25 protein-coding genes are annotated in these 25,142 nt (G+C 62.1%); 20 read left to right on the top strand and 5 right to left on the bottom strand.

All coding sequences use genetic code 11. The features are described 5' to 3' along the window. Positions 1–46: 46 nt before the first annotated feature. Together C2134_RS07190 and C2134_RS07185 are read left to right on the top strand one after the other, a co-directional pair. Positions 47–529: a GNAT family N-acetyltransferase gene (locus tag C2134_RS07190; protein ID WP_103318761.1), complete on the top strand. Its 483-nt coding sequence runs from the start codon at positions 47–49 to the stop codon at positions 527–529. Between the two features lie 488 nt (positions 530–1,017). Beyond that, positions 1,018–1,770 carry a substrate-binding periplasmic protein gene (locus C2134_RS07185; RefSeq protein ID WP_103318759.1) on the top strand — a complete coding sequence of 251 codons (753 nt, stop codon included), beginning with the start codon at positions 1,018–1,020 and terminating at the stop codon, positions 1,768–1,770. 6 nt (positions 1,771–1,776) lie between these two features. Here C2134_RS07185 and C2134_RS07180 read toward each other — a convergent pair whose 3' ends face one another. After that, complete coding sequence (locus C2134_RS07180; RefSeq protein WP_103318758.1) at positions 1,777–2,544, bottom strand: sulfite exporter TauE/SafE family protein; 768 nt, start codon at positions 2,542–2,544, stop codon at positions 1,777–1,779. Positions 2,545–2,894: 350 nt separating this feature from the next. Between C2134_RS07180 and C2134_RS07175 the strand changes: the two genes are divergently transcribed. From C2134_RS07175 to kdpE, 7 genes are all read left to right on the top strand, one after another. Beyond that, positions 2,895–3,083, top strand: coding sequence for a hypothetical protein (locus tag C2134_RS07175; RefSeq protein ID WP_011135152.1), 189 nt, complete (start codon positions 2,895–2,897; stop codon positions 3,081–3,083). Positions 3,084–3,493: 410 nt separating this feature from the next. Then, positions 3,494–3,583 carry a K(+)-transporting ATPase subunit F gene (gene kdpF / locus C2134_RS07165; protein ID WP_021476355.1) on the top strand — a complete coding sequence of 30 codons (90 nt, stop codon included), beginning with the start codon at positions 3,494–3,496 and terminating at the stop codon, positions 3,581–3,583. A 2-nt stretch (positions 3,584–3,585) separates the two neighbouring features. Further along, a complete protein-coding gene (gene kdpA, locus C2134_RS07160) occupies positions 3,586–5,394 on the top strand; it encodes a potassium-transporting ATPase subunit KdpA (protein WP_103318755.1) in 1,809 nt (602 codons plus the stop codon). A gap of 26 nt (positions 5,395–5,420) precedes the next feature. Continuing rightward, positions 5,421–7,541: a potassium-transporting ATPase subunit KdpB gene (kdpB, locus tag C2134_RS07155; protein WP_103318753.1), complete on the top strand. Its 2,121-nt coding sequence runs from the start codon at positions 5,421–5,423 to the stop codon at positions 7,539–7,541. 127 nt (positions 7,542–7,668) lie between these two features. Next, the gene (gene kdpC, locus C2134_RS07150) at positions 7,669–8,247 is read left to right on the top strand and encodes a potassium-transporting ATPase subunit KdpC (protein WP_304529168.1); all 579 of its coding nucleotides are present in this window, start codon (positions 7,669–7,671) and stop codon (positions 8,245–8,247) included. A 153-nt stretch (positions 8,248–8,400) separates the two neighbouring features. After that, positions 8,401–11,088, top strand: coding sequence for a DUF4118 domain-containing protein (locus C2134_RS07145; RefSeq protein WP_103318751.1), 2,688 nt, complete (start codon positions 8,401–8,403; stop codon positions 11,086–11,088). A 20-nt stretch (positions 11,089–11,108) separates the two neighbouring features. Beyond that, the gene (kdpE, locus tag C2134_RS07140; RefSeq protein WP_103318749.1) at positions 11,109–11,825 is read left to right on the top strand and encodes a two-component system response regulator KdpE; all 717 of its coding nucleotides are present in this window, start codon (positions 11,109–11,111) and stop codon (positions 11,823–11,825) included. Between the two features lie 25 nt (positions 11,826–11,850). Here the strand turns inward: kdpE and C2134_RS07135 are convergent, their stop codons facing one another. Next, positions 11,851–12,444, bottom strand: coding sequence for a TetR/AcrR family transcriptional regulator (locus C2134_RS07135; protein ID WP_103318746.1), 594 nt, complete (start codon positions 12,442–12,444; stop codon positions 11,851–11,853). A 695-nt stretch (positions 12,445–13,139) separates the two neighbouring features. Continuing rightward, positions 13,140–13,403: a hypothetical protein gene (locus C2134_RS21170; protein WP_146042109.1), complete on the bottom strand. Its 264-nt coding sequence runs from the start codon at positions 13,401–13,403 to the stop codon at positions 13,140–13,142. An 81-nt stretch (positions 13,404–13,484) separates the two neighbouring features. On the opposite strand from C2134_RS21170, the gene C2134_RS07130 reads away from it, so the two are divergent. The 9 genes from C2134_RS07130 (at position 13,485) to C2134_RS07090 (ending at position 22,622) form a co-directional block, all read left to right on the top strand. Next, entirely contained in the window at positions 13,485–14,567 is a 1,083-nt protein-coding gene (locus tag C2134_RS07130; protein WP_103318745.1) for a hydroxymethylglutaryl-CoA synthase, read from the top strand. 23 nt (positions 14,568–14,590) lie between these two features. Beyond that, on the top strand, positions 14,591–15,787 hold the full coding sequence (locus C2134_RS07125; protein WP_103318743.1) for a thiolase family protein: 1,197 nt from the start codon (positions 14,591–14,593) through the stop codon (positions 15,785–15,787). Positions 15,788–15,798: 11 nt separating this feature from the next. Further along, positions 15,799–16,239: a Zn-ribbon domain-containing OB-fold protein gene (locus tag C2134_RS07120; protein ID WP_103318742.1), complete on the top strand. Its 441-nt coding sequence runs from the start codon at positions 15,799–15,801 to the stop codon at positions 16,237–16,239. Between the two features lie 91 nt (positions 16,240–16,330). Beyond that, complete coding sequence (locus C2134_RS07115; RefSeq protein WP_103318740.1) at positions 16,331–17,380, top strand: type III polyketide synthase; 1,050 nt, start codon at positions 16,331–16,333, stop codon at positions 17,378–17,380. A 164-nt stretch (positions 17,381–17,544) separates the two neighbouring features. Continuing rightward, positions 17,545–18,825, top strand: coding sequence for an MFS transporter (locus C2134_RS07110; protein ID WP_103318738.1), 1,281 nt, complete (start codon positions 17,545–17,547; stop codon positions 18,823–18,825). Between the two features lie 307 nt (positions 18,826–19,132). Next, the gene (locus C2134_RS07105) at positions 19,133–19,432 is read left to right on the top strand and encodes a hypothetical protein (protein ID WP_103318737.1); all 300 of its coding nucleotides are present in this window, start codon (positions 19,133–19,135) and stop codon (positions 19,430–19,432) included. 69 nt (positions 19,433–19,501) lie between these two features. Further along, complete coding sequence (locus C2134_RS07100) at positions 19,502–20,899, top strand: MATE family efflux transporter (protein WP_103318735.1); 1,398 nt, start codon at positions 19,502–19,504, stop codon at positions 20,897–20,899. Next, positions 20,896–21,921 (top strand): UDP-N-acetylmuramate dehydrogenase, encoded by a 1,026-nt coding sequence (gene murB / locus C2134_RS07095; RefSeq protein ID WP_103318733.1) that lies wholly within the window; start codon positions 20,896–20,898, stop codon positions 21,919–21,921. The genes C2134_RS07100 and murB overlap by 4 nt, the downstream gene beginning before the upstream one ends. Positions 21,922–22,013: 92 nt before the next feature. Beyond that, the gene (locus tag C2134_RS07090) at positions 22,014–22,622 is read left to right on the top strand and encodes an HAD family hydrolase (RefSeq protein ID WP_103318732.1); all 609 of its coding nucleotides are present in this window, start codon (positions 22,014–22,016) and stop codon (positions 22,620–22,622) included. Positions 22,623–22,650: 28 nt separating this feature from the next. On the opposite strand, the gene C2134_RS07085 is transcribed toward C2134_RS07090, so the two are convergent. After that, positions 22,651–23,034, bottom strand: a complete 384-nt coding sequence (locus C2134_RS07085; RefSeq protein WP_103318730.1) for an MAPEG family protein — start codon at positions 23,032–23,034, stop codon at positions 22,651–22,653. Positions 23,035–23,045: 11 nt separating this feature from the next. After that, the gene (locus C2134_RS07080) at positions 23,046–23,720 is read right to left on the bottom strand and encodes an energy-coupling factor ABC transporter permease (protein WP_103318729.1); all 675 of its coding nucleotides are present in this window, start codon (positions 23,718–23,720) and stop codon (positions 23,046–23,048) included. Between the two features lie 119 nt (positions 23,721–23,839). Here C2134_RS07080 and nadC point away from each other — a divergent pair, with 119 nt between their 5' ends. Together nadC and C2134_RS07070 are read left to right on the top strand one after the other, a co-directional pair. Continuing rightward, positions 23,840–24,682: a carboxylating nicotinate-nucleotide diphosphorylase gene (gene nadC / locus C2134_RS07075; protein WP_103318726.1), complete on the top strand. Its 843-nt coding sequence runs from the start codon at positions 23,840–23,842 to the stop codon at positions 24,680–24,682. An 83-nt stretch (positions 24,683–24,765) separates the two neighbouring features. Next, the coding region (locus C2134_RS07070) for a hypothetical protein (RefSeq protein ID WP_158248714.1) at positions 24,766–25,142 on the top strand (377 nt) is incomplete at its 3' end.

Genomic DNA, 25,142 nt, shown 5'->3' with positions numbered 1-25,142 from the left:
CAATTCGATTGCAAAATGCGCTCAATCCCGTCAATAGGAGCCTGCCATGGAAACCATCGAATTCCGCCTTGCCGACTGGGATGACCTACCGGCCGTCTGTCACCTGATCCAGCAGGCATTCGCCCCGCTGGCCGCCACGCTTCCCAGCCGCCCCACCGCGCTGGACGAAACCGTCACCAGCCTGACCGGCCACCTGGCCAGCGGCAGCCAGATCTTCCTGGCCTGGCAAAAACGGCAACTGGCCGCCTGCCTGTTGGTGTTGCCGCCGGACGATGGCTGCGCCGAGGTCAAGCGCGTCTGCACCCACCCGGAACTGCAAGGCCTCGGCCTGGGTTCCGCCCTGCTCCACCATGCCGAAGCGCAGCTGCGGCAACAAGGCGTGCAACGCATACGGCTGGCAACCCGCCGCCGCCTGCCGGGCAATCTGGCGTTCTATCAGCGCCTCGGTTATCAGGAGATCGAGCGCCAGCCTTACGCCGCCGAGGTGGATGATGAGCGCGTGGTATTGAGCAAGCAGTTAGCCGCCTGAACCTGTTAGGGGCTGTTGGCGTTTGGAGAGCGGTCGCGCCGGGATGCGTTTTGCGCCGAATCGAGGCGTTTCGCGCGCCGCATAGTCATTCTCTGCCAGCGCGGAACAACGAAGAGTCGGCGCGAAAGGCGCCCGGCCCTGCGGGTTTGGCCGCTTTGGGCCGGAAGCCACGTTGCCCAGCCCTTGCATAGAATGACTATGCGTCGGACTGTGCGCCTTGCTTCCGGTCCAAATCGGCGCAAACGCGATCCACTCACCAAACGTCAACAGCCCCTAATCCTGCCGATCACTAATTTGAAGCAAAGCCCTGTAAGTTTGTTTCATATCAAGCCATGAAAAATCAGAGTTAAATAATATACACATGCTTCTTATGGCTTCTCCTTTGTTGTTTGCTTTGATGCCCCCGGGACCTCCCGGGGCTTTTTTTGCCTGCGCTCAACCGCCTGCTTATAGTGGAAACACGTATCCACTTCGTCGAGGGGAGCGCCATGCGCCTGCCTTTGCTCGCCCTGCTCGCTTGCTGCTGCCAGCTGTTATCCGCCCGGGCGGACCAGCCCCCGCCGGAACTCTACGCGCTGACCGAAAACCTGCCGCCGCTGAGCTATCAGCAAGATGGCGACTACAAGGGCTTCTCCAATGAGTTGCTGCTGATGATGCTGCACGAAAGCGGCCTGCACGCCACCATTGAGATCAAGCCGTGGAGCCGCGCGCTGCGCGAGGCGCAACAGGTGCCGAATACCGTGCTGTACCTGACCGTTCGCACGCCAGAGCGCGAGGATTTGTTCAAATGGGTGGGACCGGCCCTGCCCTTGCCGATTGAGCTATTCCGACTGGGCGGCCCCAAGGCGCTGCCGTACACCTCGATAGAGGACGCGCGGCGCGCGCGGGTGGCGGTAGCGCGCGACACGCCCGGGCAAAAGATGATGGAAGACCGGGGGTTTTCAGAAAACCAAAACCTGGTGCTGACCAACGACGAAGGGCAGTCGGCCAAGCTGCTGTACGCGCACCGGGTGCCGTACACGGTTGGGGTGGCGCTGTTCCAGCGCTACGCCGCGCGCCAACAGGGCCAGGACCCGGAGCGGCTGGATTCGGTGCAAGTGCTGGATGACAGCACGCAGTTCTATTTCGCGCTGCAAAAGGATAGCAAGCCGGAATACGTCGCGCGTCTGCAGGCGGCATTGGACAAGATCAAACAGGATGGCCGCTACGCCTCTCTGCTGAAGCGCTACACCCATCCCTGAATCGGCCTACAACACCAGCTTGCCGCCCACCAGCGCCAGCATCACCGCCAGCGCCGGCCTCAGCCAGTGGTCCGCCAGCTTGCCGGTCAGCTTGCTGCCCAACCAGATGCCGGGCAGCGAGCCGCTGAGCAGTTTCAACAGCAGCAGCCAATCCAGATGCCCCATGCTGGCGTGGCCCAGGCCGGCCACCAGCGTCAGCGGCACCGCATGGGCGATTTCCGTCCCCACCAGACGCGAGGTGGACAGCGCCGGATACAGCATGAACAGCGCCAGCGTGCCCAAGGCGCCGGCGCCGATGGAGCTCAGCGTCACCAGCACCCCCAGCACCGCCCCCACCAGCGCGGTGGGCCACCAGCGCTCGCCCACGCCGAGCTTGGCCACATGGCGCCCCCCCACCTTCATCAGCCAAGGCTTGCCCAATATGGCCGCCGCAGTCAGCAGCAAGGCCAGGCCGAGCACAAAGCGGAATATTTCGTCCATGATGCGCGGCGACACATGCAGCCAGGACAGCAGACCCAGCGTCAGCAGCGCCGCCGGCACGCTGCCCAGCGCCAGCTGCAGCGTGATGCGCCAGTCGATATGGCGCTGCCTATGATGCACCACCACCCCGCCGGCCTTGGTCAGCGCGGCGTACAGAAGGTCGGTGCCGACGGCCGTGGCCGGCGAAATGCCAAACCACAACAGGATGGGCGTCATCAGCGAGCCGCCGCCCACGCCGGTCAGCCCGACGATAAAGCCAACCGCCAGCCCCGCCACCGTGTATCCCAGATCCATAGCCGTCCTCATTTATCCTGCAATAATCAGCTGATGCTACGCGGTTTGCTTATAACAATTTAGATCGTTTTGATACAACAATATATTTATAAAACATATATCTAGCTTACCCTGCAAGTTTCATCGCGGCATCACGGCGCCGTAACAACAGTGGGCTAAGTTTTAATCGAAACAAAATGACATGGAACGCCACAATCGCCGCCTGATTTACACCCAAGGCCTTTACAAACCGAACAAATCGCGTCAACTTGATACAGTCAGGGCGCAGCCCGCCCAGCTTGCCGGCCACGTCCGCGCCAGCCGTCAGGATCGCCCTGAGAAGTCCACGTTTCGAGATCGAAAGGTGCAGGATGATTTCTCGTATCCCCCTGAGCGTTCGTAGAAAACAGGCCCGAGACCAGCATGAAAGCTTCCTCTATGCCGTGGCCAAACCACAGCTGAGCGACGAGGAAAGGTCGCGCCAGCAGAAAGTGCGGCAACGGGCCCACGACCGCGACGACGCCCGCTTCCTAGCCGACCGTTGCGACGATCTGTTCTGAAACCTTGACGGGGCCGCACGGCCCCGCCTACCTGCCTCCGCCCACAATGGCGGCGCGCCTCATGTATTTTTCTTTACACCATCCCATCCCGTTCTTGCACCCCGGAAATCACGTATCCGCAAAGCGTTGACTTGACGCAGCGCGCCGCTTTTCGCCTAAAAAAATTCCAACAATACGACGACAGAGGAATTTTTTTTCTAAAAAATGGCCAATAAAGATAATTTTTATACTTTCTTTACACGAGGCTGCTCGCTTTTATCAGGTTTTTGACGCCGGTTTGATTACCTTCCACATCGCACATTACGCATGGAGATTTTCACTATGGATTGGCTTTATCTGGGCCTGGTCGCGCTTTTCTGCGCACTGACCTGGCTGCTGATCGCAGCCTGTGACCGACTGGGAGGCAAGCAATGACTGCCTGGTACCTGATCAGCGCCCTGCTGGCGCTTGGACTGTTCGTCTATCTGATCTACGCATTGGTCAAACCGGAGAATTTCTAATCATGACAACACCCGCCATGCTCCAACTGGGGCTGTTCCTGGCCGTGCTGGTCGCACTGGCCTGGCCTCTGGGCGCGTATATGACGCGCATCATGCAGGGGGAAAACGTCGGTCCGGTACGCTTTTTCGCGCCGCTAGAACGCGGTTTCTATCGCCTCGCCGGCATCAAGCAGGATGAGGAAATGGGCTGGCGCGGCTATACCGTGGCCTTGATCCTGTTCAACGTGCTGGGCGCGGTCGCCGTCTACGCCTTGCAGCGTCTGCAAGGCGCGCTGCCGTTCAACCCGCAGGCGATGGCCGCCGTATCGCCGGATTCGTCGTTCAACACCGCCATCTCCTTCATCACCAATACCAACTGGCAAGGTTACGGCGGCGAAACCACGATGAGCTATCTGACCCAGATGCTGGGTCTGACCGTGCAGAACTTCCTGTCGGCCGCTACCGGCGCCGCCGTGGTGATCGCGCTGATCCGCGGCTTTGTCCGCCACAACAGCAGCAAGATCGGCAACTTCTGGGTGGACATCACCCGCCTGACCATGTACATCCTGCTGCCGCTGGCGCTGGTACTGGCGCTGGTCTTCACCCAGCAGGGCGTCATCCAGAACCTGTCCGCCTACAAGGATGTGCATACGCTGGAAGTGACCAAGTACCAGCAGCCCAAGGTTGACGCCAAGGGCAATCCGGTGACCGGCAAAGACGGCAAGCCGGTGATGGAAGACAAGTCCACCCAGACGCAAACCCTGCCCATGGGCCCGGTGGCCTCGCAAGAAGCCATCAAGATGCTGGGCACCAACGGCGGCGGCTTCTTCAACGCCAACTCCGCCCATCCGTTTGAAAACCCGACTCCGTTCGCCAACTTCCTGCAGGACATCGCGATCTTCCTGATTCCGGCCGCGCTGTGCTTCCTGTTTGGCCGCATGGTGGGCGACCGTCGCCAGGGCTGGGCCATCCTCGCCGCGATGACCATCATGTTCGCCACCGCCGTAGTGGTGGAAACCAACGCCGAGCAAGCCGGCGTGCCGCAGTACAACGCGCTGCACATCGACCAGCAAGCCAGCAGCCTGCAGTCCGGCGGCAATATGGAAGGCAAGGAAGCGCGCTTCGGCATCATCGACACCTCGCTGTTCATCGCCGTGACCACATCCGCCTCCTGCGGCGCAGTGAACGCGATGCACGACTCGCTGACGCCGATCGGCGGCATGGTCCCGATGTTCCTGATGCAGCTGGGCGAAGTGGTGTTCGGCGGCGTGGGTTCCGGCCTGTACGGCATGCTGATCTTCGCCATCCTGGCCGTATTCATCGCCGGCCTGATGGTAGGCCGCACGCCGGAATACCTGGGCAAGAAGATCGAAACCTACGAGATGAAGATGACCGCGATCACCATTCTGGTGACCCCGACGCTGGTGCTGGCGCTGACCGCCATCGCCGTGAGCATGGCAGCGGGCAAGGCCGGCATCGCCAATCCGGGCGCGCACGGCTTCAGCGAAATCCTGTACGCCTTCACCTCCGCGGCCAACAACAACGGCAGCGCCTTCGCCGGCCTGTCCGCCAACACGCCGTTCTACAACATCGCCACCGGCATCGCCATGTTCTTTGGCCGCTTCTTCATGATCGTGCCGATCCTGGCCATCGCCGGTTCGCTGGCCGCCAAGAAGCGCCTGGCCGTCACCAGCGGCACCCTGCCGACCCATGGCCCGTTGTTCGTGGTGTTATTGATCGGCACCGTGCTGCTGGTAGGCGCGTTGAACTATGTTCCGGCTCTGGCACTGGGCCCGGTAGTCGAGCATCTGCAAATGCTCGCCGTCCACTAAGCGCCAGTCAGTCAAGGAAACTCGAGATGAACGACAAGAATCATTCAAAGACCCTGGTAGCGGAACCTGCCGCTGCCGGCCACAAGAGCGCGAGCAAGGGCATGTTCGATCCGGCGCTGGTGAAACCCGCCATCGTTGACTCGTTCAAGAAGCTGTCGCCGCGCACCCAGTGGCGCAACCCGGTGATGTTCGTGGTGTACGTGGGCAGCATTCTGACCACCGCGCTGTGGCTCCAGTCGCTGGCCGGCCAGGGCGAGGCCTCCTCCGGCTTCATCCTGGGCATCGCCTTGTGGCTGTGGTTCACCGTGCTGTTCGCCAACTTCGCCGAAGCGCTGGCCGAAGGCCGCAGCAAAGCCCAGGCCGCCAGCCTGCGCTCCGCCAAGAAGAATGTGGTGGCCAAGAAGCTGGCCGGCGGCAACCACGGCGCCGCCAAGAGCATCGTGGACGGCACCAGCCTGCGCAAAGGCGACTACGTGCTGGTGGAAGCCGGCGACGTGATCCCGGTGGACGGCGAAGTGATCGAAGGCGTGGCCTCCGTTGACGAATCCGCCATCACGGGCGAATCCGCGCCGGTGATCCGCGAATCCGGCGGCGACTTCTCCTCTGTCACCGGCGGCACCCGCGTGCTGTCCGACTGGATCGTGGTGAAAATCACCGTCAACCCGGGCGAAACCTTCCTCGACCGCATGATCGCCATGGTGGAAGGCGCCAAGCGCCAGAAGACACCGAACGAGATCGCGCTGACCATTCTGCTGGTGGCCTTGACCATCGTGTTCCTGATCGTCACCGTCACCCTGCTGCCGTTCTCCTTGTTCAGCGTGGACGCGGTCAAGGCCGGCTCGCCGATCAGCATCACCACCCTGGTGGCGCTGCTGGTCTGCCTGATCCCGACCACCATCGGCGGCCTGCTGTCCGCCATCGGCGTGGCCGGCATGAGCCGCATGATGGGCGCCAACGTGATCGCCACTTCCGGCCGCGCGGTGGAAGCCGCCGGCGACGTGGACGTGCTGCTGTTGGACAAGACCGGCACCATCACCCTGGGCAACCGTCAGGCCTCCGCCTTCATTCCGGCGCCGGGCGTCAGCGAGAAAGACCTGGCCGACGCCGCGCAGCTGGCCTCCCTGGCCGACGAAACGCCGGAAGGCCGCTCCATCGTGGTGCTGGCCAAGCAGAAGTTCAATCTGCGCGAGCGCCAACTGGCCAGCCATGAAGCCAGCTTCATCGCCTTCAGCGCGCAAACCCGGATGTCCGGCATCGACTACGACGGCCGCCAGATCCGCAAGGGCGCCATCGACGCCATCCGCCGCCACATCGCCGAGCAAGGCGGCCAGTTCCCGGACGCGCTGTCCAAGAGCGCCGACGAAGTGGCCCGCCGCGGCTCCACCCCGCTGCTGGTGGCCGAAGGCAACCGCGCGCTGGGCGTGATCGAGCTGAAGGACATCGTCAAGGGCGGCATCAAGGAGCGTTTCGCCGAGCTGCGCCAGATGGGCATCAAGACGGTGATGATCACCGGCGACAACCCGCTGACCGCGGCCGCCATCGCCGCCGAAGCCGGCGTGGACGACTTCCTGGCCGAAGCCACGCCGGAAGCCAAGCTGAAGCTGATCCGCAGCCATCAGGCCGAAGGCAAGCTGGTGGCGATGACCGGCGACGGCACCAACGACGCCCCCGCCCTGGCCCAAGCCGACGTTGCCGTTGCCATGAACACCGGCACCCAGGCGGCCAAGGAAGCCGGCAATATGGTGGACCTGGACTCGAACCCGACCAAGCTGATCGAGATCGTGGAAATCGGCAAGCAGATGCTGATGACCCGCGGCTCGCTGACCACCTTCTCCATCGCCAACGACGTGGCCAAGTACTTCGCCATCATTCCGGCGGCGTTCGCTAGCACCTATCCGCAGCTGAACGCGCTGAACGTGATGGGCCTGAACAGCCCGTCCTCCGCCATCATGTCCGCGGTGATCTTCAACGCCATCATCATCGTATTCCTGATCCCGCTGGCGCTGAAGGGCGTGAAGTACCACGCCAAGAGCGCGGCCGAGCTGCTACGCAGCAACTTGCTGGTCTACGGCCTGGGCGGCCTGCTGGTGCCCTTCGTCGGCATCAAGATCATCGACATGCTGCTGGGCGCGCTGGGTCTGGTGTAACAGGCAATCTAAGGTTCCCGGACCCGGTCCGGGGCAGCACCCCGGCATGCCGGGAACCGGGCGCGAGCCAGCCCGCCGCCGCCAAGATGGCGACGGGCGCCGCGCCAAGAGAATGGAAAGGATTATCGTGAAAATCATTCGTCCCCTGCTGGTGATCTTCGGCGGCTTGTCGCTGCTCACTGGCCTGGCCTACCCGCTGGTCACCACCGGCATCGCCCAGGCGGTGTTTCCGGCACAGGCCAACGGCAGCCTGATCGAAAAAGACGGCAAGGCCGTGGGCTCGCGCCTGATCGGCCAGAACTTCAGCGGCGAACAGTACTTCTGGGGCCGTCCGTCGGCCACCAGCCCGATGCCGTACAACGCCGGCAACTCCGGCGGCTCCAACCTGGGCCCGACCAACAAGGCCCAATTGGACGCGGTGAAGGGCAATGTGGACAACATCCGCAAGGCGCACCCGACCCAGACCGGCCCGGTGCCGGTGGACCTGGTCACCGCCTCCGGCAGCGGCCTGGACCCGGAAATTTCCGTCGCCTCGGCTTACTATCAGGTTGACCGCGTGGCCGCCGCGCGTAAACTGCCGGCAACAGCCGTGCGCAAGCTGGTCGATGACCATATCATCGGCGAGACCTTCGGCCTCTTGGGCGAGCCGCGCGTCAATGTGCTGGAGCTGAATCTGGCGCTGGATCAGTTGGCCCGCAAAGTCTGACCGTCCGGTTCTTTTAGCCACGGAAACACACGGAAGGACACGAAAAGGCTCCCCCAAGGCGGCTCGCCTGGCCATTTCGTGTCGTTTCGTGGATTTCGTGGCTCATTTACGTGTGATTCCGTGTGTTTCTGTGGCTGAACAATAGGATGCCTCATGTCTGATACCCGTCCTGATCCCGATGCGCTACTAGATGAACTCAAACGCGAGGAGGAGCAGGCTAATCGCGGCCGGCTGAAAATCTTCTTCGGCTCCTGCGCCGGCGTCGGCAAGACCTTCGCCATGCTGGCCGCCGCGCGCATCAAGCAACAGGAAGGGGTCAAAGTGCTGGTCGGCGTGGTGGAAACCCACGGCCGCAAGGAAACCGCGGCGCAACTGGACGGGCTGGAAGTGCTGCCGCCCAGCCAGATCGAGTACAAGGGCCGCACGCTGTCGGAATTCGACATCGACAAGGCGCTGGAACGCCAGCCGCAATTGATCCTGATCGACGAGTTCGCCCACTCCAACGTGCCCGGCTCGCGCCACCCCAAGCGCTGGCAGGACGTGGAGGAGCTGCTCGCCGCGGGCATCGACGTCTACACCACTCTCAATGTGCAGCATCTTGAGAGCCTTAACGATGTTGTCGGCCAGATCACCGGCATCATCGTCAGGGAAACGCTGCCGGACCATGTGTTCGACATGGCCGACGAAGTCTCGCTGGTGGACTTGCCGCCGGACGAACTGCTGTCCCGCCTCGCTGCCGGGAAAGTTTACCTGCCGCACCAGGCCGAGCGCGCGGTCAAGAACTTCTTCCGCAAGGGCAATCTCCTGGCGCTGCGCGAGCTGGCGCTGCGCCGCACCGCCGACCGCGTGGACGCGCAGATGCGCGCCTACCGCGCCGATCAATCCATCGCCCCGGTCTGGCATGCCCGCGAGCGGCTGCTGGTCTGCGTCGGACCCGGCCCCGGCACCGAGAAGCTGATACGCAGCACCAAGCGGCTGGCCGCCAATCTGGACGCCGACTGGATCGCGGTTTATGTGGAAACGCCCAATCTGCAGCGGCTGCCGGAAGAGCAGCGCGCGCGCGTGCTCAAGGGGCTGAAGCTGGCGCAGGAACTGGGCGCCGAAACCACGGTGCTGGGCGGCAGCGAGCTGGCCGCCACCCTGCTGGCTTATGCCCGCACCCGCAATGTGTCCAAGCTGGTGGTAGGCAAATCGGTGCGCAATCCGCTGGTCCGGCTGTGGCAAGGCTCGCTGGTGAACGAGCTGACCCGGCTGTCCGGCGATGTCGACATCTATGTGGTGGCGCATGAGCTGGAAGACGAATCAAGCCGCCGCGGCAAACGCGTGCGCAGCCTGCTGTTCAGCGAGGACGACGAAGGCAAGGCCAGACGCGGCTATCTGGCGGCGTCCGCCATCTGCTTCGCCACCACCGCCGTCAATCATCTGCTGGTGCCCTATTTCGCCTTGTCCAACGTCATCATGGTGCACCTGCTGGCGGTGGTGCTGATCGCCACCCGCTACGGCCGCGGGCCGGGCGTGCTGGCGTCCTTCCTGTCGGTGGCGGCCTTCGATTTCTTCTTCGTGCCGCCTCGGCTGTCGTTCGCGGTATCGGACACCCAGTATCTGCTGACCTTCATCGTGATGCTGGTGGTGGCCTTGATCATCAGCCAGCTGACGGCGCGCTTCCGCTTCGAAGCCACCATCGCCACCTACCGCGAACGCCGCACCCGCGCGCTGTACGACCTGGGCCGCGAGCTGGCCGGCGCGCTGACCGCCTCGCAGATCATCGAAACCGCCGTCGGCCGGCTGGAGCCGCTGTTCCGCGCCAAAGTGATGCTGTTCATCCCGAACAGCGAGGACCAGCTGCGCACCGCCACCGATTACGGCAGCGCCGCCGATACCGGCGTGGCGCAATGGGTATTCGACAACCTGCAGCCGGCCGGCCTCGGCACCAATACCCTGCCGTCCAATCCCGCGCTGTATGTGCCGCTGAAGGCGCCGATGCGTACCCGCGGCGTCATCGCCTTGCTGCCGGAGGAAACCATCCATGCCTTCCTGCCGGAGCAGCAGCGGCTGCTGGAAACCTGCGCCGCGCAGATCGCCCTGGCGCTGGAACGGGTGCACTACGTCGAGGTGGCGCAAGACGCCATCGTGGCGATGGAGTCCGAGCGGCTGCGCAACAGCGTGCTGTCGGTGGTGTCGCACGACCTGCGCACCCCGCTGACCACCATGCTGGGCCTGGCCAATATGCTGAATTCGCCGAACCTGCCGCCGGAACAACAGGCCGACATCTCGCAGTCCATCCAGGACGAGGCGATGCGGATGAACAAGCTGGTGACCAATCTGCTGGACATGGCCAAGCTGCAGTCAGGCGTCAAGCTGAACAAGGAATGGCAGCTGCTGGACGAAGTGGTGGGCAGCGCGGTGCGCGCCTGCGAGCACACCCTGCGCAACCATAAGCTGGAGCTGCAACTGGGCAACGATCTGCCGGTGCTGGAGTACGACGCGGTGCTGATCGAACGCGTGCTGGTCAACCTGCTGGAAAACGCCGGCAAGTACACTCCGGCCGGCTCGCATATTCAATTGGCCGCCCGGCATGAGGGCGACAAGATCCGCATCTCGGTCAGCGACGACGGCCCTGGCCTGCCGGCCAATATGGAACAGAAAGCCTTCGACAAATTCTCGCGCGGCACGCCGGAGTCCACCACGCCGGGCGTCGGCCTGGGCCTCGCCATCTGCCGCGCCATCATCGAAAACCACGGCGGCACCATTGACGCAGGCAACCTCCATCCGCACGGCGCCCGCTTCTCCTTTACCCTGCCGGCCGGCACGCCGCCCGCGCTGCCGCCGGAAGACGCCTGAACCCACAAGAGCGACAAGACATGAACGACGCACCTATTTCCGTAGTGATCATCGAGGATGAAAAGCCGATACGACGTTTCCTGTCCTCGGCGCTGGAAGAAGAAAATCTCACCGTCTACGAGGCGGAAACCGGCAAGCAGGGCCAGATCGAAGTAGCCACTCGCAAGCCCGACATGGTGATCCTCGACCTGGGCCTGCCGGACATGAACGGCATTGACGTCATCAAGAGCCTGCGCGAATGGACCGACATCCCGGTCCTGGTATTGTCCGCGCGGACCCAGGAAACGGAAAAAGTCGCCGCGCTGGACGCAGGCGCCGACGATTACCTGACCAAGCCGTTCGGCGTGGCCGAATGCCTGGCGCGCATCCGCGTGCTGCTGCGCCGCCGCATTCAGGGCAGCGCCGCGCCGCAGCAAAACTTCCAGTTCGGCGACATCAAGATAGACCTGGTCAACCGGCTGGTGCACAAGGGCGAAACGCCGGTACACCTGACGCCGATCGAATACCGGCTGCTATCCACGCTGATCCGCAACGCCGGCAAGGTGATCACCCATCGCGAGCTGCTGCTGGCGGTGTGGGGGCCATCGTTCTCCGAACACAACCAGTATCTGCGTGTCTACATGGGCCATTTGCGGCAAAAGCTGGAAGACAACCCGGCCATGCCGCGCCACATCGTCACCGAAACCGGCGTCGGCTACCGGCTGGTGGAGCAGGAGCTGCGCCCCCGGGCCGAATAAAAAACCGAACCGATTAGAGCGGCCGTCAACGCGCGGCCGCTCCGGATAAAAGCAAATCAATAAAGGCATCGATATCGCGTTCTGCGCTCAGCTGTTCGGTCAGCAAACGATACCAACAGAAGCCGAAAATCATGTCCAGCAGCAATTCCTGATCGACCCCCTCCGCCAGTTCGCCGCGGCGCATCGCGCTTTCCAGAAGCTGGCGCGGCATATCGCGGCGTCGCACCATGAATTCGTTCTTCATTTTAGCCAGCGTATGTGGATCAAGCTGCGCCTCGGCAATCACGCTGCGAAAGGCCTCGCCACAAATCGTGGAGCGCCATACCCTCCAAAGGTTATGCAGTAAAAAGGACAGATCGTCCCGTAGAGATCCCAACGCCGGAAATTGCCTCACCTGTTCACTTTCACATTCATACACTTCGGCAATCAACGCCGCCTTGTTGGGCCACCAACGGTAAATCGTCGGCTTGCTAGCGCCCGCGCGGCGAGCAACCGATTCAATGCTGACCCCACAGTAGCCGGCCTCCTTCAGGATTTCTATCGTGGAGGCCAGAATGGCCTGATGCGTTTGTGGATTACGTGTTGCACCGGTAGAGCTTCTTGTCCGATTCTGCGGCATGAGAAACTGTCCTCCTATTCTGTTTTGAAATGAAATGACGTTGCCGACGTCCCAACCACACCTCCACCTCGTCATCGTCCAGCACCACCGCGACCAATCCTGAAGGCTATGCAGACGCATCAATGAGAAGGATGGGCAAAAAGCTCAACAAAACGAAACGTTTCGTTTTATCTAGAGATAGATAGAGCCCTTTTTTTCTCATCACTTACAAGCAACGCCTGAGTCCACAACGGGAAATCAAAAGTAAAAGACACTAATGAAGCGCATTGCAAACCGTGGACGACACTTTGCAACAAGCGCCAAGCCTTTAAAAAACATTCCCAAATGCATTCCGACTCGTACTCGATAGCAACATATCACTGAACCTCTCGCCAGCCATACCAATACCGTTTTCCGACATCCTATTTTGCAGAAAAACAACAGTACAGGCCAACCCAACAACAATACAGCCACATAAGTATATGAAAAATCAAAACAAGAACAATAAATTTAAATATTAAATTTAATGTTACATATCAAATCATGACCATCTATGACCTGATGTATCAGGACAATACTTTCACGCAGACAAAATTAAGAAAAGCGCGAGGAATCCATGCTCACAAATAAGAAACTTGTTTAATAACTTACACAAATAAAATCAAATGCCCTGTTAATTTCTCAGTTTTAGCAATTAAATAACAAAAATTTCTCACTCATTTAATCATCATCAAAGCATCCATCACTCCTGTAAAACTGGCTGAAACAATCTCCTCCCTTCTTTCAATGCTGATCTGAACAAAACTTATTTCGATTTTCAATTTTTGAAAATTCTTACTTACGCCACTAAAAGTGCAGCAATCAAATTGGCATGACCATGAAATTATAAATTCACGGAATTTATTATTGACATCAAATGCCAACGGCATGTTAACTAAAAAAGGAAACGGAACGTTTCGTATCTTTCTAGCGGCATGCAAGGCGCCACATCCTCAAAGCGGAGGAAACAGGCGCGGGTTGGCCGCCAGCAGAAAACTCCTGTTACTGATAAAGGAAGGGCCATGATGAAAGCAGGCATAGTGAGCTACGGCAGTGCCATCCCGGTTTGCCGACTCAAAATCGAAGACGTCGTCAGCGTCTGGAAGAACACCGAAACAGCGCTGATTCGCGATCATCTCGGCGTCAGCGAGCGCGCAGTTTTGCAAGCGGATGAAGACGTAATCACCCTAGGCGTCTTGGCAGCACAACGCGCCCTGGAGCATGGCGGCCATCCCAATCTGGATGCGCTCTATCTGGGCACTTGCACCAATCCGTATGAGTCCCGCGCATCTGCCGCCGTGATCCTGGAAATGCTGGGCCAAGGCTATGACCTGTATTGCGCCGACATCCAGTTCGCCGGCAAATCCGGCACCAGCGCCCTGCAGATCGGCCAGGCGCTGGTGCGCGCCGGCATGGCCGGCCATGCCCTGATCATCGCCGCCGACACCATCAACCGCCACACTGCGCCGGGCGATCTGACCGAGTCTTACGCCGGAGCTGGCGCAGCAGCGCTGGTGCTGGGTTGTGACAAGATCATTGCAGAGATCGACGCCACCTTTTCCTGCGCCGCCGACGTGGCCGACAACATCCGTCCGCAAGGCGAACGGTACATCCGCTCTGGCATGGGGTTGGGTTCGGACAAAAACAGCATCGGCCTGGAAGAGCAAACCCATCGTGCGGTGCGTGGCCTGATGGACAAGCTGAAAACGTCCCCGTCCGATTTCGATTATGCGGTTTTCCAACAAAACGTGACCGCCACCCCTCGCGCACTGGGTCGGCACCTGGGCTTCCGCGATGAGCAAGTCGAACCCTCCTTGTTCGCAGACAGCGTAGGCGATACCGGCGCCGCCAGTCCCTTGCTGGGACTGTTCCAGGTACTGGATCAAGCCAAACCAGGCCAGCACATCCTGCTTGCCTCCTATGGATTCGGCGCCGGCAGCGACGCAATTGCCCTGACCGTGACCGACGCCATCGCCGAACATCAGCGCCGCGCGCGGCCACTGACAGCTCAACTAGCGGCTAAGCGCTATGTCGACTACGGCACAGCCATCAAGTACGAGTTCAAGTACCTGCGCCCGGATTACGCCTTGACAGCCTACCTCTGAGATCGCGAAACAGGAGAAACAATATGAGCGCACGTCGCGTCGCCATCGTGGCGGCAACCTATACGCCCAAGCCGGGCAGCAGCCGGGTCCGCCAAAGCTTCAAGGAAATGATTGTGGAATCAGCCTACCAGGCCCTGAGCGACGCCAAAATGGATGCTCGGGAAATCCAGGGTGTGGCTTACGGCTACCACGGCGAAGGCATTTCGGAATACGGCGGCCTAGGGCCGACCATCTCCGATGCCCTTGGCGTTAGTCCCGCCCCCACCTTCATCACCAGCTCGAATTGCACCAGCAGCTCGGTCTCGTTTCAGATGGGGCATCAGATGGTAGCCTCCGGCGAATACGACATCGTATTGTGCGGCGGCTTCGAGAAAATGACCGACCACTTCAACTACGCCGAATATATCGGCTCCAGCACGGAGTGTGAATACGACTACTTCCTCGGCATCTCGCACACCGATGCTTTCGCGCTGGCCACATCCGAATACTTTCACAACTACGGCTACGCTGGACGCGAAGCCGATGTGCTGGCGGCCTTCGGCCGGCAGATGCGCATCTACGCGCACAATACCCCTTCCGCCACCCGCTACGGCCAGCCCATTCCCTCGCTGGAAGAACTGAAACGGAGCGAAGCCCATGGTTCTATGCTGGCTTGGGGCGAAGCCAGCGGCTGCGCGATCCTGGTGGCCGAGCACCTAGCGCACAAGTACACCGACAAGCCGGTCTTTGTCAAAGGCTGCGCCTACACCGGCGTATCGCACTACTTCGGCACCCGCTATCACAACCCCACGCTGCGCCACCCCGGCCTCGCCACGGATACCGGCATGGCGCTGTCCGCCAACTCGGTCGCCTGCGCCGAGATCGCCTACAAAAAAGCCGGCATCACCGCCAAGGACATCGACGTCGCACAAGTCTACGACCTGCTGGGCGCCGGCCTGATCCAGATGGAGTCGATGGGCATCTGCAAACCTGGCCAAGCCGGTCACTTCGTGCTGGAAGGCGGCATCGCCATCGACGGCGAAGTGCCGCTGAACACCGACGGCGGCAACATCGGCCGCGGCCACGCCTCCGGCTGCGACGGCATCCTGCACATCACCGAACTGTTCCGCCAGTTGCGCGGCGAGTCCGACAACCAGGTGAAGAACGCGCGCATCGGGGTATCGCAGAACCTTGGCGGCTACGCCGCCCATAACTCGGTCATCGTCTTGAGCAACGAATAAGGAGCATCAGCATGTCCCTGTATCCGGAACATATTCATCGCATGACCACGGCCAGCATGCTGCGCGAATGGCGCGAGCACGGCGGCAAGTACCGCCTGGAAGGCAGCCGCTGCCAGGAATGCGGCGAGATATTCTTTCCGCGCCGCAGCGTATGCGGCGCCTGCAACTCGCTGCGCGTGGAGCCCTACCGCTGCGCTCGCACCGGCGCCATCGTGGCGATATCCGAGGCCGCCAACCCCATTCTCGCCGGCATGGGCTACGGCGAAACCATGCCGCGCCATATGGTGATGCTGAAACTGGACGATGGCATCGGGCTTGCCTCCGAGGTCGTCGACGTGCTCGATCCGTCCCAGCTAAAGATCGGCTCCCGCGTGCGCATGGTGATCCGCAAGCATGTGCGGGAGAGCAATCTGGCATGGCAGTACGCCTACAAATTTGTTCTGGAAGACTGATTGCAGCAAAGCGGCGTCATGGTGCCGCACCATTGCCCGAAACGATCCAATCCAACACGAGCTACTCAAACCCTGCATAGAGGTATGAATCATGTCCACACTTTGCCAACCGTCCGTGCTGTTCCCGCAATACAAGATCACCCAGGCCCAGATGATCGAGCATCTGGAAGAACTGCATGGCGATCATCCCCGCCTGCCGCTAGCCCGCAGAATGATCCAGAACACCGAAGTGAACACCCGCCACTTGGTGCTGCCCATCGACGAGCTGTCGGTACATACCGGCCTCACCCACCGCAGCATCGTCTATGAGCGCGAGGCGCGCGCCATGTCTTCGCAGGCCGCTCTGGAAGCGCTGGACAGCGCCGGACTGACCCCGCAAGACATTCGCATGGTGATCGTCACCTCGTGCACCGGCTTCATGATGCCGTCGCTGACTGCCCACCTGATCAATGACCTGAACATGGCGCAATCGACCATCCAGCTGCCCATCGCTCAACTTGGCTGCGTGGCCGGCGCCGCCGCCATCAACCGCGCCAACGACTTCGCCAGCCTGGACAGCCGCAACCATGTGCTCATCGTGTCGCTGGAATTCTCGTCGCTGTGCTACCAGCCGGATGACACCAAGCTGCACGCCTTCATCTCGTCTGCGCTGTTTGGCGACGCAGTCTCCGCCTGCGTGGTGCGCGCCGACGACGAAGCCGCCGGCTTCCACATCAAGGGCACTCGTTCCTTCTTCCTGCCCAACAGCGAGCACTTCATACGCTACGACGTCAAGGACACCGGTTTTCACTTCACCTTGGACAAGGCAGTGATGAATTCCATCAAGGACGTTGCTCCGGTCATGGAGGAGCTGAACCAAAAGGTATACAACCAGCAATGCGCCTTCAACGACTTCTTCGTGTTCCACACCGGCGGCCGCAAGATCCTGGATGAACTGGTGAATAAGCTGGAACTGCCGGAAGACAAGGTGGCGCACTCCCGCACCAGCCTGTCTGAAGCCGGCAACATCGCCAGCGTAGTAGTGTTCGACGTGCTGCGTCGCCGCTTCGCCGCCAACACCGAGGAGGGTTCGATCGGCATGCTGGCTGCCTTCGGCCCAGGCTTTACCGCCGAAATGGCAGTAGGCCAGTGGGCGGCCTGAGATCGCCTGTTCGGTAAGCGTGGGTCTCTCCGCGCTTACCTCTCCCTCCGTTTCATCCCAAATCGCAACGCTTGCCGCGCATCGCGCCGGCCATCGGATTCCTGCAATCGATCGCAGGAAGCCCCGCACCCTGGCGCGCACGCAGCACAGCCTGAGGAAAAACGATGAAAAAGGCAATGCAGCTTGGTCCTGGCGCCGGACGTCACGAGACCATCATGGTGGTACTGCTGTCCCTTGGCTTTGGCCTGGTGGGGCTGGACCGTTTCATCATACTGCCGCTGTTTCCGGCCATCATGAGCGACCTGCAGATGAATTATCAGGACCTTGGCAATCTGTCGGCCGCGCTCGCCATGGCCTGGGGGCTGGCGGCATTGACGGTGGGCAGCATGATCCGTCGGCTGGGACGCAAAACCGTACTGGTCGGCTCCTTGCTCCTGGTCTCTGTATTGTCCGGCCTCTCTGCCTTAGCCGGTGCGCTGGCCAGCCTGCTGTTGCTGCGCGCGCTGATGGGTATTTGCGAAGGCTTGTTCACGCCTGCGGGCATTGCCGTAGCCACGGAGGTGTCACACCCAGATAGACGTGGCTTGAACCTGGGCATTCAACAGGCGCTGTTTCCCGTGCTCGGCCTGGCGCTGGGACCGCTGATCGCAGCTTGGCTGCTGGGGGCGATGCACTCTTGGCGCGGCGTATTCGCCATCGTCGCGCTGCCAGGCTTCATCCTGGCTTGGCTCATACATCGCCATTACGAACCGGCGCTGAGCCACAGCCTGCCGTCCTCTAACCAGGACGACGCGCGCCTGCCCTGGTGGCAATTGCTGCGTTTGGGCAATATCCGTCTCAACGTACTATTAATGTTCTGCATCTTGGCCTGCCAGTTCGTATTGTGCGCGATGCTGCCGAACTACCTGACCGATCACCTTCACCTGTCCACCATAGAAATGGCGTCTGTGATTTCAGCCATCGGCGTCGGCGGCTTTGTCGGACAACTGGTTGTACCGGGCCTGTCCGACCTGTATGGACGCAAACCGGCGGTCGTCTTGTCGTTCGCTGCCAGCCTGGCATTGGTGATACTGCTGAAACTGGCTCCGGCTCAACCCTGGCTGCTGTTTGCCTTGCTATTTGGCATTTCCTTTTTCAACTGCAGCCTCACCTGCCTCACTGTCGGCCCCCTCACCGGAGAGTCCGTGCCTGCCGAGCTGATACCGGCGGCAACCGGCATCGTAGTGGGACTGGGAGAAGTGCTTGGCGGCGGAGCCGCGCCAGCCCTAGCCGGTTTCGTCGCCACACACTTTGGTCTGCCGGCCATCCTGTATGTGGCGATGGGGGGTAGCTTGGGCGGACTGGCGCTTTCTTGTCTGCTGAAGGGCCCGCAGGAGCAGCCATCCGATCTGCCAATACCCGATGAACTGCCCCTGGCCGCTCGGGCGCTGACAGAAAGAAACTGAGCGCAACCTACGCTATTGACAGCCCTCCGCCATCGGCATAATCTAACCGACATGCGCCGATTTGACACAGCTTGCGGGCGCTTAACAAATGCCAGCTAAAGCGTATCCGGATCAACCCGCTTGCGCTTACTCGGCCAGCGGGTTTTTTCTTGGCTGACTGACTGGCACCGTTCTCCCGCAAGCCATCCCGATCGGCTCGGGCGCCGAGTTAATGACAACTTGCAGGGCGCCTAAAAATCCTGCTAAAGCGTCGCCGGCGGACTCAAGCCCGGCACGCACAGCGCGACCGAACTTGGGAGAACCAAACATGTACGACTGCCTGCAAGACAGCTATACCGATTTCTCTTTTGCGATTTTTGATGCCGTGGGAAGACCTCGCCCCCTGTGTGGCAGCCTGAGCGCCACCCCCCTGCCGTCCGGCGACGGCCATGCGCTGCATGAGCTGGCCGCCTTCGCCCGCGATCAAGGCTATGACGTGGAGCACCGCGATCGACAACTGACCGTAAGCGACATCAGCCTGGCCGATGCGCTGGCGATCAACGCCCGCTACGGCGACACGCTGATCATCTGCTGCGACCTGCGCCGCGATCCGCCGGTGAGGATTTGAGCCGACGCGACAGCATGCGGCCCGCGCGTCTATAATTGGCGTTTTCCGCCGAAAATCCCGCCAAAGCCCATGCTGTTTGAACTCAATCGCGCCCCGCGCCACGAAATCATGGCCGAGGCGCGTCAGATCGCTCGCCTCGCGCTGCCGATGATGATCGCCCAGATCGCCCAAGTGGCGACCGGCTTCGTCGACACCGTGATGGCCGGCCGCGTCGGCACCGACGATCTGGCCGCCGTCTCGCTGGGCGCCAGCGTGTTCATCACCGTCTATGTGACGCTGATGGGGGTGGTCGCGGCGCTCAATCCCATCCTGTCCCATCACCTGGGCTCCGGCCAGACGCGCGAATTCGGCCGCGATGCATCCCAGGGGCTGTGGTTCGGCTTGCTGCTGGGTGCCTTGGGCGCGCTGTTGATGCTGCTGCTGGAAGCGCCGCTGCGCCATGTGCTGAACTTGCCGCCGCAAGTAATAGACAAAGTGATGCTGTTCATCACCGGCGCCGCCATCGGCATGCCTGCCGCGATGGCGCACCGCGCGCTGCACGCCTACGCCTCCAGCCTGGGCCATCCCAAACCCATCATGGTCGTCAGCCTGCTGGCGCTGGCGCTGAACATTCCGCTGAATTACATCCTGATCCACGGCCTGTTCGGCCTGCCCAAAATGGGCGGCGCCGGCTGCGGCTGGGCCACCGGCATCGTGTTCTGGTTCAACTGCCTGGCGCTGCTGGCCTATGTCAGCTGGCACAAGGCCTTCCGCGACAACCGGGTGCTGGCGTCCTTGTCCGCCCCCGACTGGCGCCGCTTCGCCGCCTTTCTGAAGCTGGGCACGCCCATCGGCCTGTCTTTCTTTGTCGAAGTCAGCCTGTTCTCTTTCATCGCGCTATTGATCGCCGAGTTGGGCACCGTGGTGGTGGCCACCCACCAATCGGTGCTGAACTTCTCCAGCCTGATCTACATGCTGCCGCAAAGCGTGGCCACCGCGCTGTCGGTGCGCGTCGGCCACCACGCCGGCGCCGGCGATTACAAAGCCGCCCGCTTCATTTCCGGCGTCGGCCTGGCCATGGGCCTGGCCATGGCCGGCGCCGCCATGATTCTGGTGCTGCTGCTGCGCGAACCCATCATGCGCATGTACAGCCAAGACCCGCGCGTCATCGCCATGGGCACAACGCTGTTGCTGTTCGCCGCCGTCTACCAGTTGACCGACGCCGCCCAGACCATCGCCTCCGGCGCGCTGCGCGGCTACAAGCTGACCGCCATCCCGATGGCCATTCACATTACCTCGTTCTGGATCGCCGGACTGGGGCTGGGCATCCTGCTCGGACTGACCGACTGGATCGTGCCGCGGATGGGCATCTACGGTTTCTGGACCGCGTTGGTGATCAGCCTGACGCTGGCCGGTCTGCTGCTCACTTATTATCTGGCACGCGCCAGCCGCCAACGGCTGCGCCGCGACCAAGGAATCATGCTATGACCCTGCAGTTTCAAGCAGACGTCGATCTGCGTCCGTACAACACCTTTGGCCTGGCCGCGCGCGCCGCGCATTTCTGCCGGCTGGACGATCTGGCCGACCTGCCCGTCCTGTTGACCCATCCGCTGTACCGCCAGGGTCCGGTGCTGTGGCTGGGCGGCGGCAGCAATCTGCTGCTGACGCGCGATTACCCCGGCCTGGTGGCCAAGGTGGCGCTGACCGGCATCCGCCTGTTGCGCGAAGACGGCGGCCACGTGATCGTCGAGGCAGCGGCCGGCGAAAACTGGCACGATTTTGTGCTGCATACCCTGGCGCAAGGCTGGTACGGCCTGGAAAACCTCAGCCTGATTCCCGGCACCGTGGGCGCCAGCCCGGTGCAGAACATCGGCGCTTACGGCGTGGAGGTGAAGGACCATCTGCACGAAGTCGTCTGCGCCCAATTGGACCGCGACGGCGCGGCGCTGGTACTGTCCAATGCCGACTGCCGTTTCGGCTACCGCGACAGCGTGTTCAAACACGAGGCTGCCGGCCGGCTGCTGGTGACCGCCGTGCGCTTCAAGCTGTCGCGCCATGCCAGCTTGCGCACCGGCTACGGCGACATCGCCCGGCAGCTGGCTGCCGACGGCATCACGGCGCCGACCCCGAGCGACGTCAGCCGGGCGGTCATCGCCATCCGCCAGAGCAAGCTGCCGGACCCCGCAGTGCTGGGCAATGCCGGCAGTTTCTTCAAGAATCCGGTGGTATCGGCGGCGCTGGCCGACAAGCTCCTGGCCAGCCACCCGCAGCTGCCGCACTACCCCGCCGCCGACGGCCGGGTGAAGCTGGCCGCCGGCTGGCTGATCGACCAATGCGGCTTGAAGGGCTACCGTGACGGGGACGCCGGCGTGCACGCCAAGCAGGCGCTGGTGCTGGTCAACTACGGCCAGGCCAGCGGCGTGCAACTGCACGCGCTCGCCCGCAAGGTTCAGGAAGCCGTGCGGGCGCGATTCGGCGTGGCGCTGGAGCCGGAACCGCTGATTTTGTAGTTTTTCTGCGGGAACCGATCCTGCGAAAGCCACTCTAGCCATCATCCTGCGGCGGGATTTGACCGCCGATAATCGAAATCAAAGAGGGCGCGATGAGCAGCAAACCAAGCGTGTTGGTGTTTGATCTTGGCGGGGTGCTGGTTGACTGGAATGGCATCGATCCGCTGATGCGGCTGTCCGGCGGCACCTTGCCGCGGGAAGACGCGCGCCGGTTCTGGATAGAGAATCCCTGGGTGGCGCGGCTGGACCTGGGCGAATGTACGCCGCAGGCATTCTGCGCGGCGATGGTGGATGCGCTGCATCTGGGGCTCTCCCAGCAAGCGATGCAGGAGCAATTATCCGCTTGGCTGGTGGGCTGCTACCCCGGCGCTGGCGAATTGCTCGACACCCTGTCGCAAACCTTCCCGCTGGCGGCGCTCAGCAACAACAACGCGTTGCATTGGAACAAGATAGAGCGGGAATTTGGACTGCTGGGCCATTTCCAGCACACATTTGCCTCTCACCTGCTGCATTTGCGCAAGCCCGATCTGGCGATCTATCGCCATGTCGAGCAGGTGCTGGATCTGCAAGGAGAGCAAATCGCCTTCTTCGACGACAACATCGAATGCGTGGAAGCCGCCCGCGCCATCGGCTGGCAAGCCTTCCACACCGTCGGTTTCGAGCAGCTGCAGGCCACGCTGCGCGCGCAAGGCTGGCTGTAAACGCAGGGCGGCGGCTTGCCGCCCGGCCTCAGCCTATCACGCCGCCTGCGCGCAGGAACAGATACAGCGCCGCCAGTATGCCCACCAGCCAGGCCAAGGAACGCAGCGAGGCCAGGTTGGCGATATACAGCAGCCCATGGGCGACGCGCGCCAGCACGAAGACGGCCGCGGCGGCATTCATCGCCGCCTCCGGCACCTTCATCAGCCAGGCGGCCACGACGGCCGCCGTCCAGGTCGGCAAGGCCTCCCAGGCGTTCTGCTGCGCCCAGCCCGCGCGCTGGCGATAGCCCTCCGCCCTGGCAGCCACTTCGCGCGGCTTATGATTGTCGTAACGCGTCCCGGCCTTGGACACCCCGGCCCAGATCAATGGCAACACAGCCGCCAGCAACAAGCTCCATAAGACGAACGGCATCGCGATTCTCCTCAATTTTTGCCCGGCCAATCGCCGAGATAGCGCTCATCATCGAAGGTAGCGACCCAATGCGGTCGATACACCACCAACACCGCCAGCAACAAGCCGGTCGTAAAGGCCTCGGACCACGACAGCAGGAAATAATACGGCAAAGCCTCTTCCAGCAAGGCATCCCAAGGGTAGACCCCGGCCAGCCCCAGCGCCAGCAAGCCGCACGCCGCGGCGCAAACCAGGCTGGCGCCGCCGGCCAGAAAGCCGTTGACGAACACATAGACAAAGAAATGCGGCGGCAGGAAACGCCGCGCCAGACTCAGCGCGACGCCGGTCAATGCAACCGCCGGCAGCGCCGTCAACAGCCAGTTCAAGCCCAGGGCAAGGCAATCGGCATGGCCGCCGGCCGCCAGCCCGATCTGCACCGCGGCCAAGGCCAGCAGCGCCAGCCACGGCCCCATCAACAAGGTGAACAGCGCGGCGCCGAGCATATGAAACGACAAACCAGGCTGCAAGCCCGCGCGCAGCAGCCACAGCGCCAGATCGAACACGCAGGCGCCCATCCAGGCATTCAGCGCCGCGGCGTCCAATTGCCGCCACGGCACGCGCCAGGCGGCCAAGCACAATCCGGCCAGCGCCAAAGCGTTTGCCAACCAGGCAATCCAGGGGTCAAACAGGGAAGCCGACAAATCCATGACATTGAGCTTGCGGTTCGATGCCTGCCAGCATACCAGATGCCAAGCCCCGTCCGCGCCGCGCCGCGCGCCTTTTTCGCAAGACTGCCGTTACAATACGCTTTTGGATGGAGACCCGCATGACCGCCCTACCCGCCCCCCACCTGATTGCCCAGCAAGTTGGCCAGGCGCTGGCCGAAGACATTGGCCAGTGCGACTGGACCGCCCGCCTGATTCCCACCGACAAGATTGGCTCCGCCCGCGTCATCGCGCGCGAGGACGCGGTGATCTGCGGCCAGGCCTGGTTTGATGAATGCTTCCGTCAGGTAGACCCGCGCTGCGAGGTGGAATGGCGGGTGAAAGAGGGAGACAAGGTCTCCGCCGGCAGCGAGCTGTGCCGCATCGCCGGTCCGGCGCGCGCGCTGCTGACCGCCGAGCGCAGCGCCTTGAACTTCCTGCAGCTGCTGTCCGGGGTAGCCAGCGAAACCCGCCGCTATGTCGACGCCGCAGCCGGCCACCGCGCGCGCATCCACGACACGCGCAAGACCGTTCCCGGCCTGCGGCTGGCGCAGAAATACGCCGTCACCGTCGGCGGCGGCGCCAACCAGCGCATAGGCCTGTTCGACGGCATCCTGATCAAGGAAAACCATATCATGGCGGCCGGCGGCATTGCCGCAGCCATGGCCCAGGCGCTGGCGGACCTGCCGCCCGGCGTGACGCTGCAGATCGAAGTGGAAACGCTGGCCCAGCTGGAAGAAGCGCTGCGCCACGGCGCCACGCTGATCCTGCTGGACAATATGAGCACCGAGCAGATGCGCCAGGCGGTGGAGCTGACCGCCGGCCGCGCCCAGCTGGAAGCCTCCGGCGGCATCGACCTGGACACCGTGCGCGCCATCGCCGCCACCGGCGTCGACCGCATCTCGGTGGGCAAGCTGACCAAGGACGTCCGCGCCATCGATCTGTCCATGCGCTTTAACCTGTAAGCAACTACGCAGCGGCGGCTTTAGATGTCATACTGAATACCTTAGAACAATAGTCAACGCATACCCTCCGCCCTGATATGGAAATGACCAACCGCAAGCACGTGTACCGCTCCGCCCGCCATGCCAAGTGGGGCGCCGCATTGCTGCTGTTGGTCACGCTGAGCTTGGTGCTGCTGGACCTGGTCATCAGCTATCGCCAGGTGGAAAACGAGGCCAGCCACCAGGCCAACGGCCTGAGCCAGCTGTTGTCGGAGCGGCTGAGCTCAGGCATCCATGAAGCCGGCCTGATCCTGCAGAGCAGCAACCAGATCCCGGAAGTGCAGAAACTGCTGCGCAGCGGCAGCCTGCCGCTGGACGCTCAGCAGGATCTGCAGCAGAAGCTGCAGCAACAATTGCGGCTGGCGTCCTACCTGAGCCAGATCGAAATCGTCGACACGGCCTGTCAGACCATCTTCAGCAG

This window comes from Chromobacterium sinusclupearum (assembly GCF_002902845.1).
Classification (GTDB): Bacteria; Pseudomonadota; Gammaproteobacteria; order Burkholderiales; family Chromobacteriaceae; genus Chromobacterium; species Chromobacterium sinusclupearum.
This window is presented reverse-complemented; position numbering and strand designations above follow the sequence as displayed.

What these genes read in the sequence shown, in the direction of transcription:
- C2134_RS07190 (WP_103318761.1), top strand. Translation starts at nt 47, where the DNA reads ATGGAAACCATCGAATTCCGCCTTGCCGACTGGGATGACCTACCGGCC.
- C2134_RS07185 (WP_103318759.1), top strand. Translation starts at nt 1,018, where the DNA reads ATGCGCCTGCCTTTGCTCGCCCTGCTCGCTTGCTGCTGCCAGCTGTTA.
- C2134_RS07180 (WP_103318758.1), bottom strand. Translation starts at nt 2,544, where the DNA reads ATGGATCTGGGATACACGGTGGCGGGGCTGGCGGTTGGCTTTATCGTC.
- C2134_RS07175 (WP_011135152.1), top strand. Translation starts at nt 2,895, where the DNA reads ATGATTTCTCGTATCCCCCTGAGCGTTCGTAGAAAACAGGCCCGAGAC.
- kdpF (WP_021476355.1), top strand. Translation starts at nt 3,494, where the DNA reads ATGACTGCCTGGTACCTGATCAGCGCCCTGCTGGCGCTTGGACTGTTC.
- kdpA (WP_103318755.1), top strand. Translation starts at nt 3,586, where the DNA reads ATGACAACACCCGCCATGCTCCAACTGGGGCTGTTCCTGGCCGTGCTG.
- kdpB (WP_103318753.1), top strand. Translation starts at nt 5,421, where the DNA reads ATGAACGACAAGAATCATTCAAAGACCCTGGTAGCGGAACCTGCCGCT.
- C2134_RS07145 (WP_103318751.1), top strand. Translation starts at nt 8,401, where the DNA reads ATGTCTGATACCCGTCCTGATCCCGATGCGCTACTAGATGAACTCAAA.
- kdpE (WP_103318749.1), top strand. Translation starts at nt 11,109, where the DNA reads ATGAACGACGCACCTATTTCCGTAGTGATCATCGAGGATGAAAAGCCG.
- C2134_RS07135 (WP_103318746.1), bottom strand. Translation starts at nt 12,444, where the DNA reads ATGCCGCAGAATCGGACAAGAAGCTCTACCGGTGCAACACGTAATCCA.
- C2134_RS07130 (WP_103318745.1), top strand. Translation starts at nt 13,485, where the DNA reads ATGATGAAAGCAGGCATAGTGAGCTACGGCAGTGCCATCCCGGTTTGC.
- C2134_RS07125 (WP_103318743.1), top strand. Translation starts at nt 14,591, where the DNA reads ATGAGCGCACGTCGCGTCGCCATCGTGGCGGCAACCTATACGCCCAAG.
- C2134_RS07120 (WP_103318742.1), top strand. Translation starts at nt 15,799, where the DNA reads ATGTCCCTGTATCCGGAACATATTCATCGCATGACCACGGCCAGCATG.
- C2134_RS07115 (WP_103318740.1), top strand. Translation starts at nt 16,331, where the DNA reads ATGTCCACACTTTGCCAACCGTCCGTGCTGTTCCCGCAATACAAGATC.
- C2134_RS07110 (WP_103318738.1), top strand. Translation starts at nt 17,545, where the DNA reads ATGAAAAAGGCAATGCAGCTTGGTCCTGGCGCCGGACGTCACGAGACC.
- C2134_RS07105 (WP_103318737.1), top strand. Translation starts at nt 19,133, where the DNA reads ATGTACGACTGCCTGCAAGACAGCTATACCGATTTCTCTTTTGCGATT.
- C2134_RS07100 (WP_103318735.1), top strand. Translation starts at nt 19,502, where the DNA reads ATGCTGTTTGAACTCAATCGCGCCCCGCGCCACGAAATCATGGCCGAG.
- murB (WP_103318733.1), top strand. Translation starts at nt 20,896, where the DNA reads ATGACCCTGCAGTTTCAAGCAGACGTCGATCTGCGTCCGTACAACACC.
- C2134_RS07090 (WP_103318732.1), top strand. Translation starts at nt 22,014, where the DNA reads ATGAGCAGCAAACCAAGCGTGTTGGTGTTTGATCTTGGCGGGGTGCTG.
- C2134_RS07085 (WP_103318730.1), bottom strand. Translation starts at nt 23,034, where the DNA reads ATGCCGTTCGTCTTATGGAGCTTGTTGCTGGCGGCTGTGTTGCCATTG.
- C2134_RS07080 (WP_103318729.1), bottom strand. Translation starts at nt 23,720, where the DNA reads ATGGATTTGTCGGCTTCCCTGTTTGACCCCTGGATTGCCTGGTTGGCA.
- nadC (WP_103318726.1), top strand. Translation starts at nt 23,840, where the DNA reads ATGACCGCCCTACCCGCCCCCCACCTGATTGCCCAGCAAGTTGGCCAG.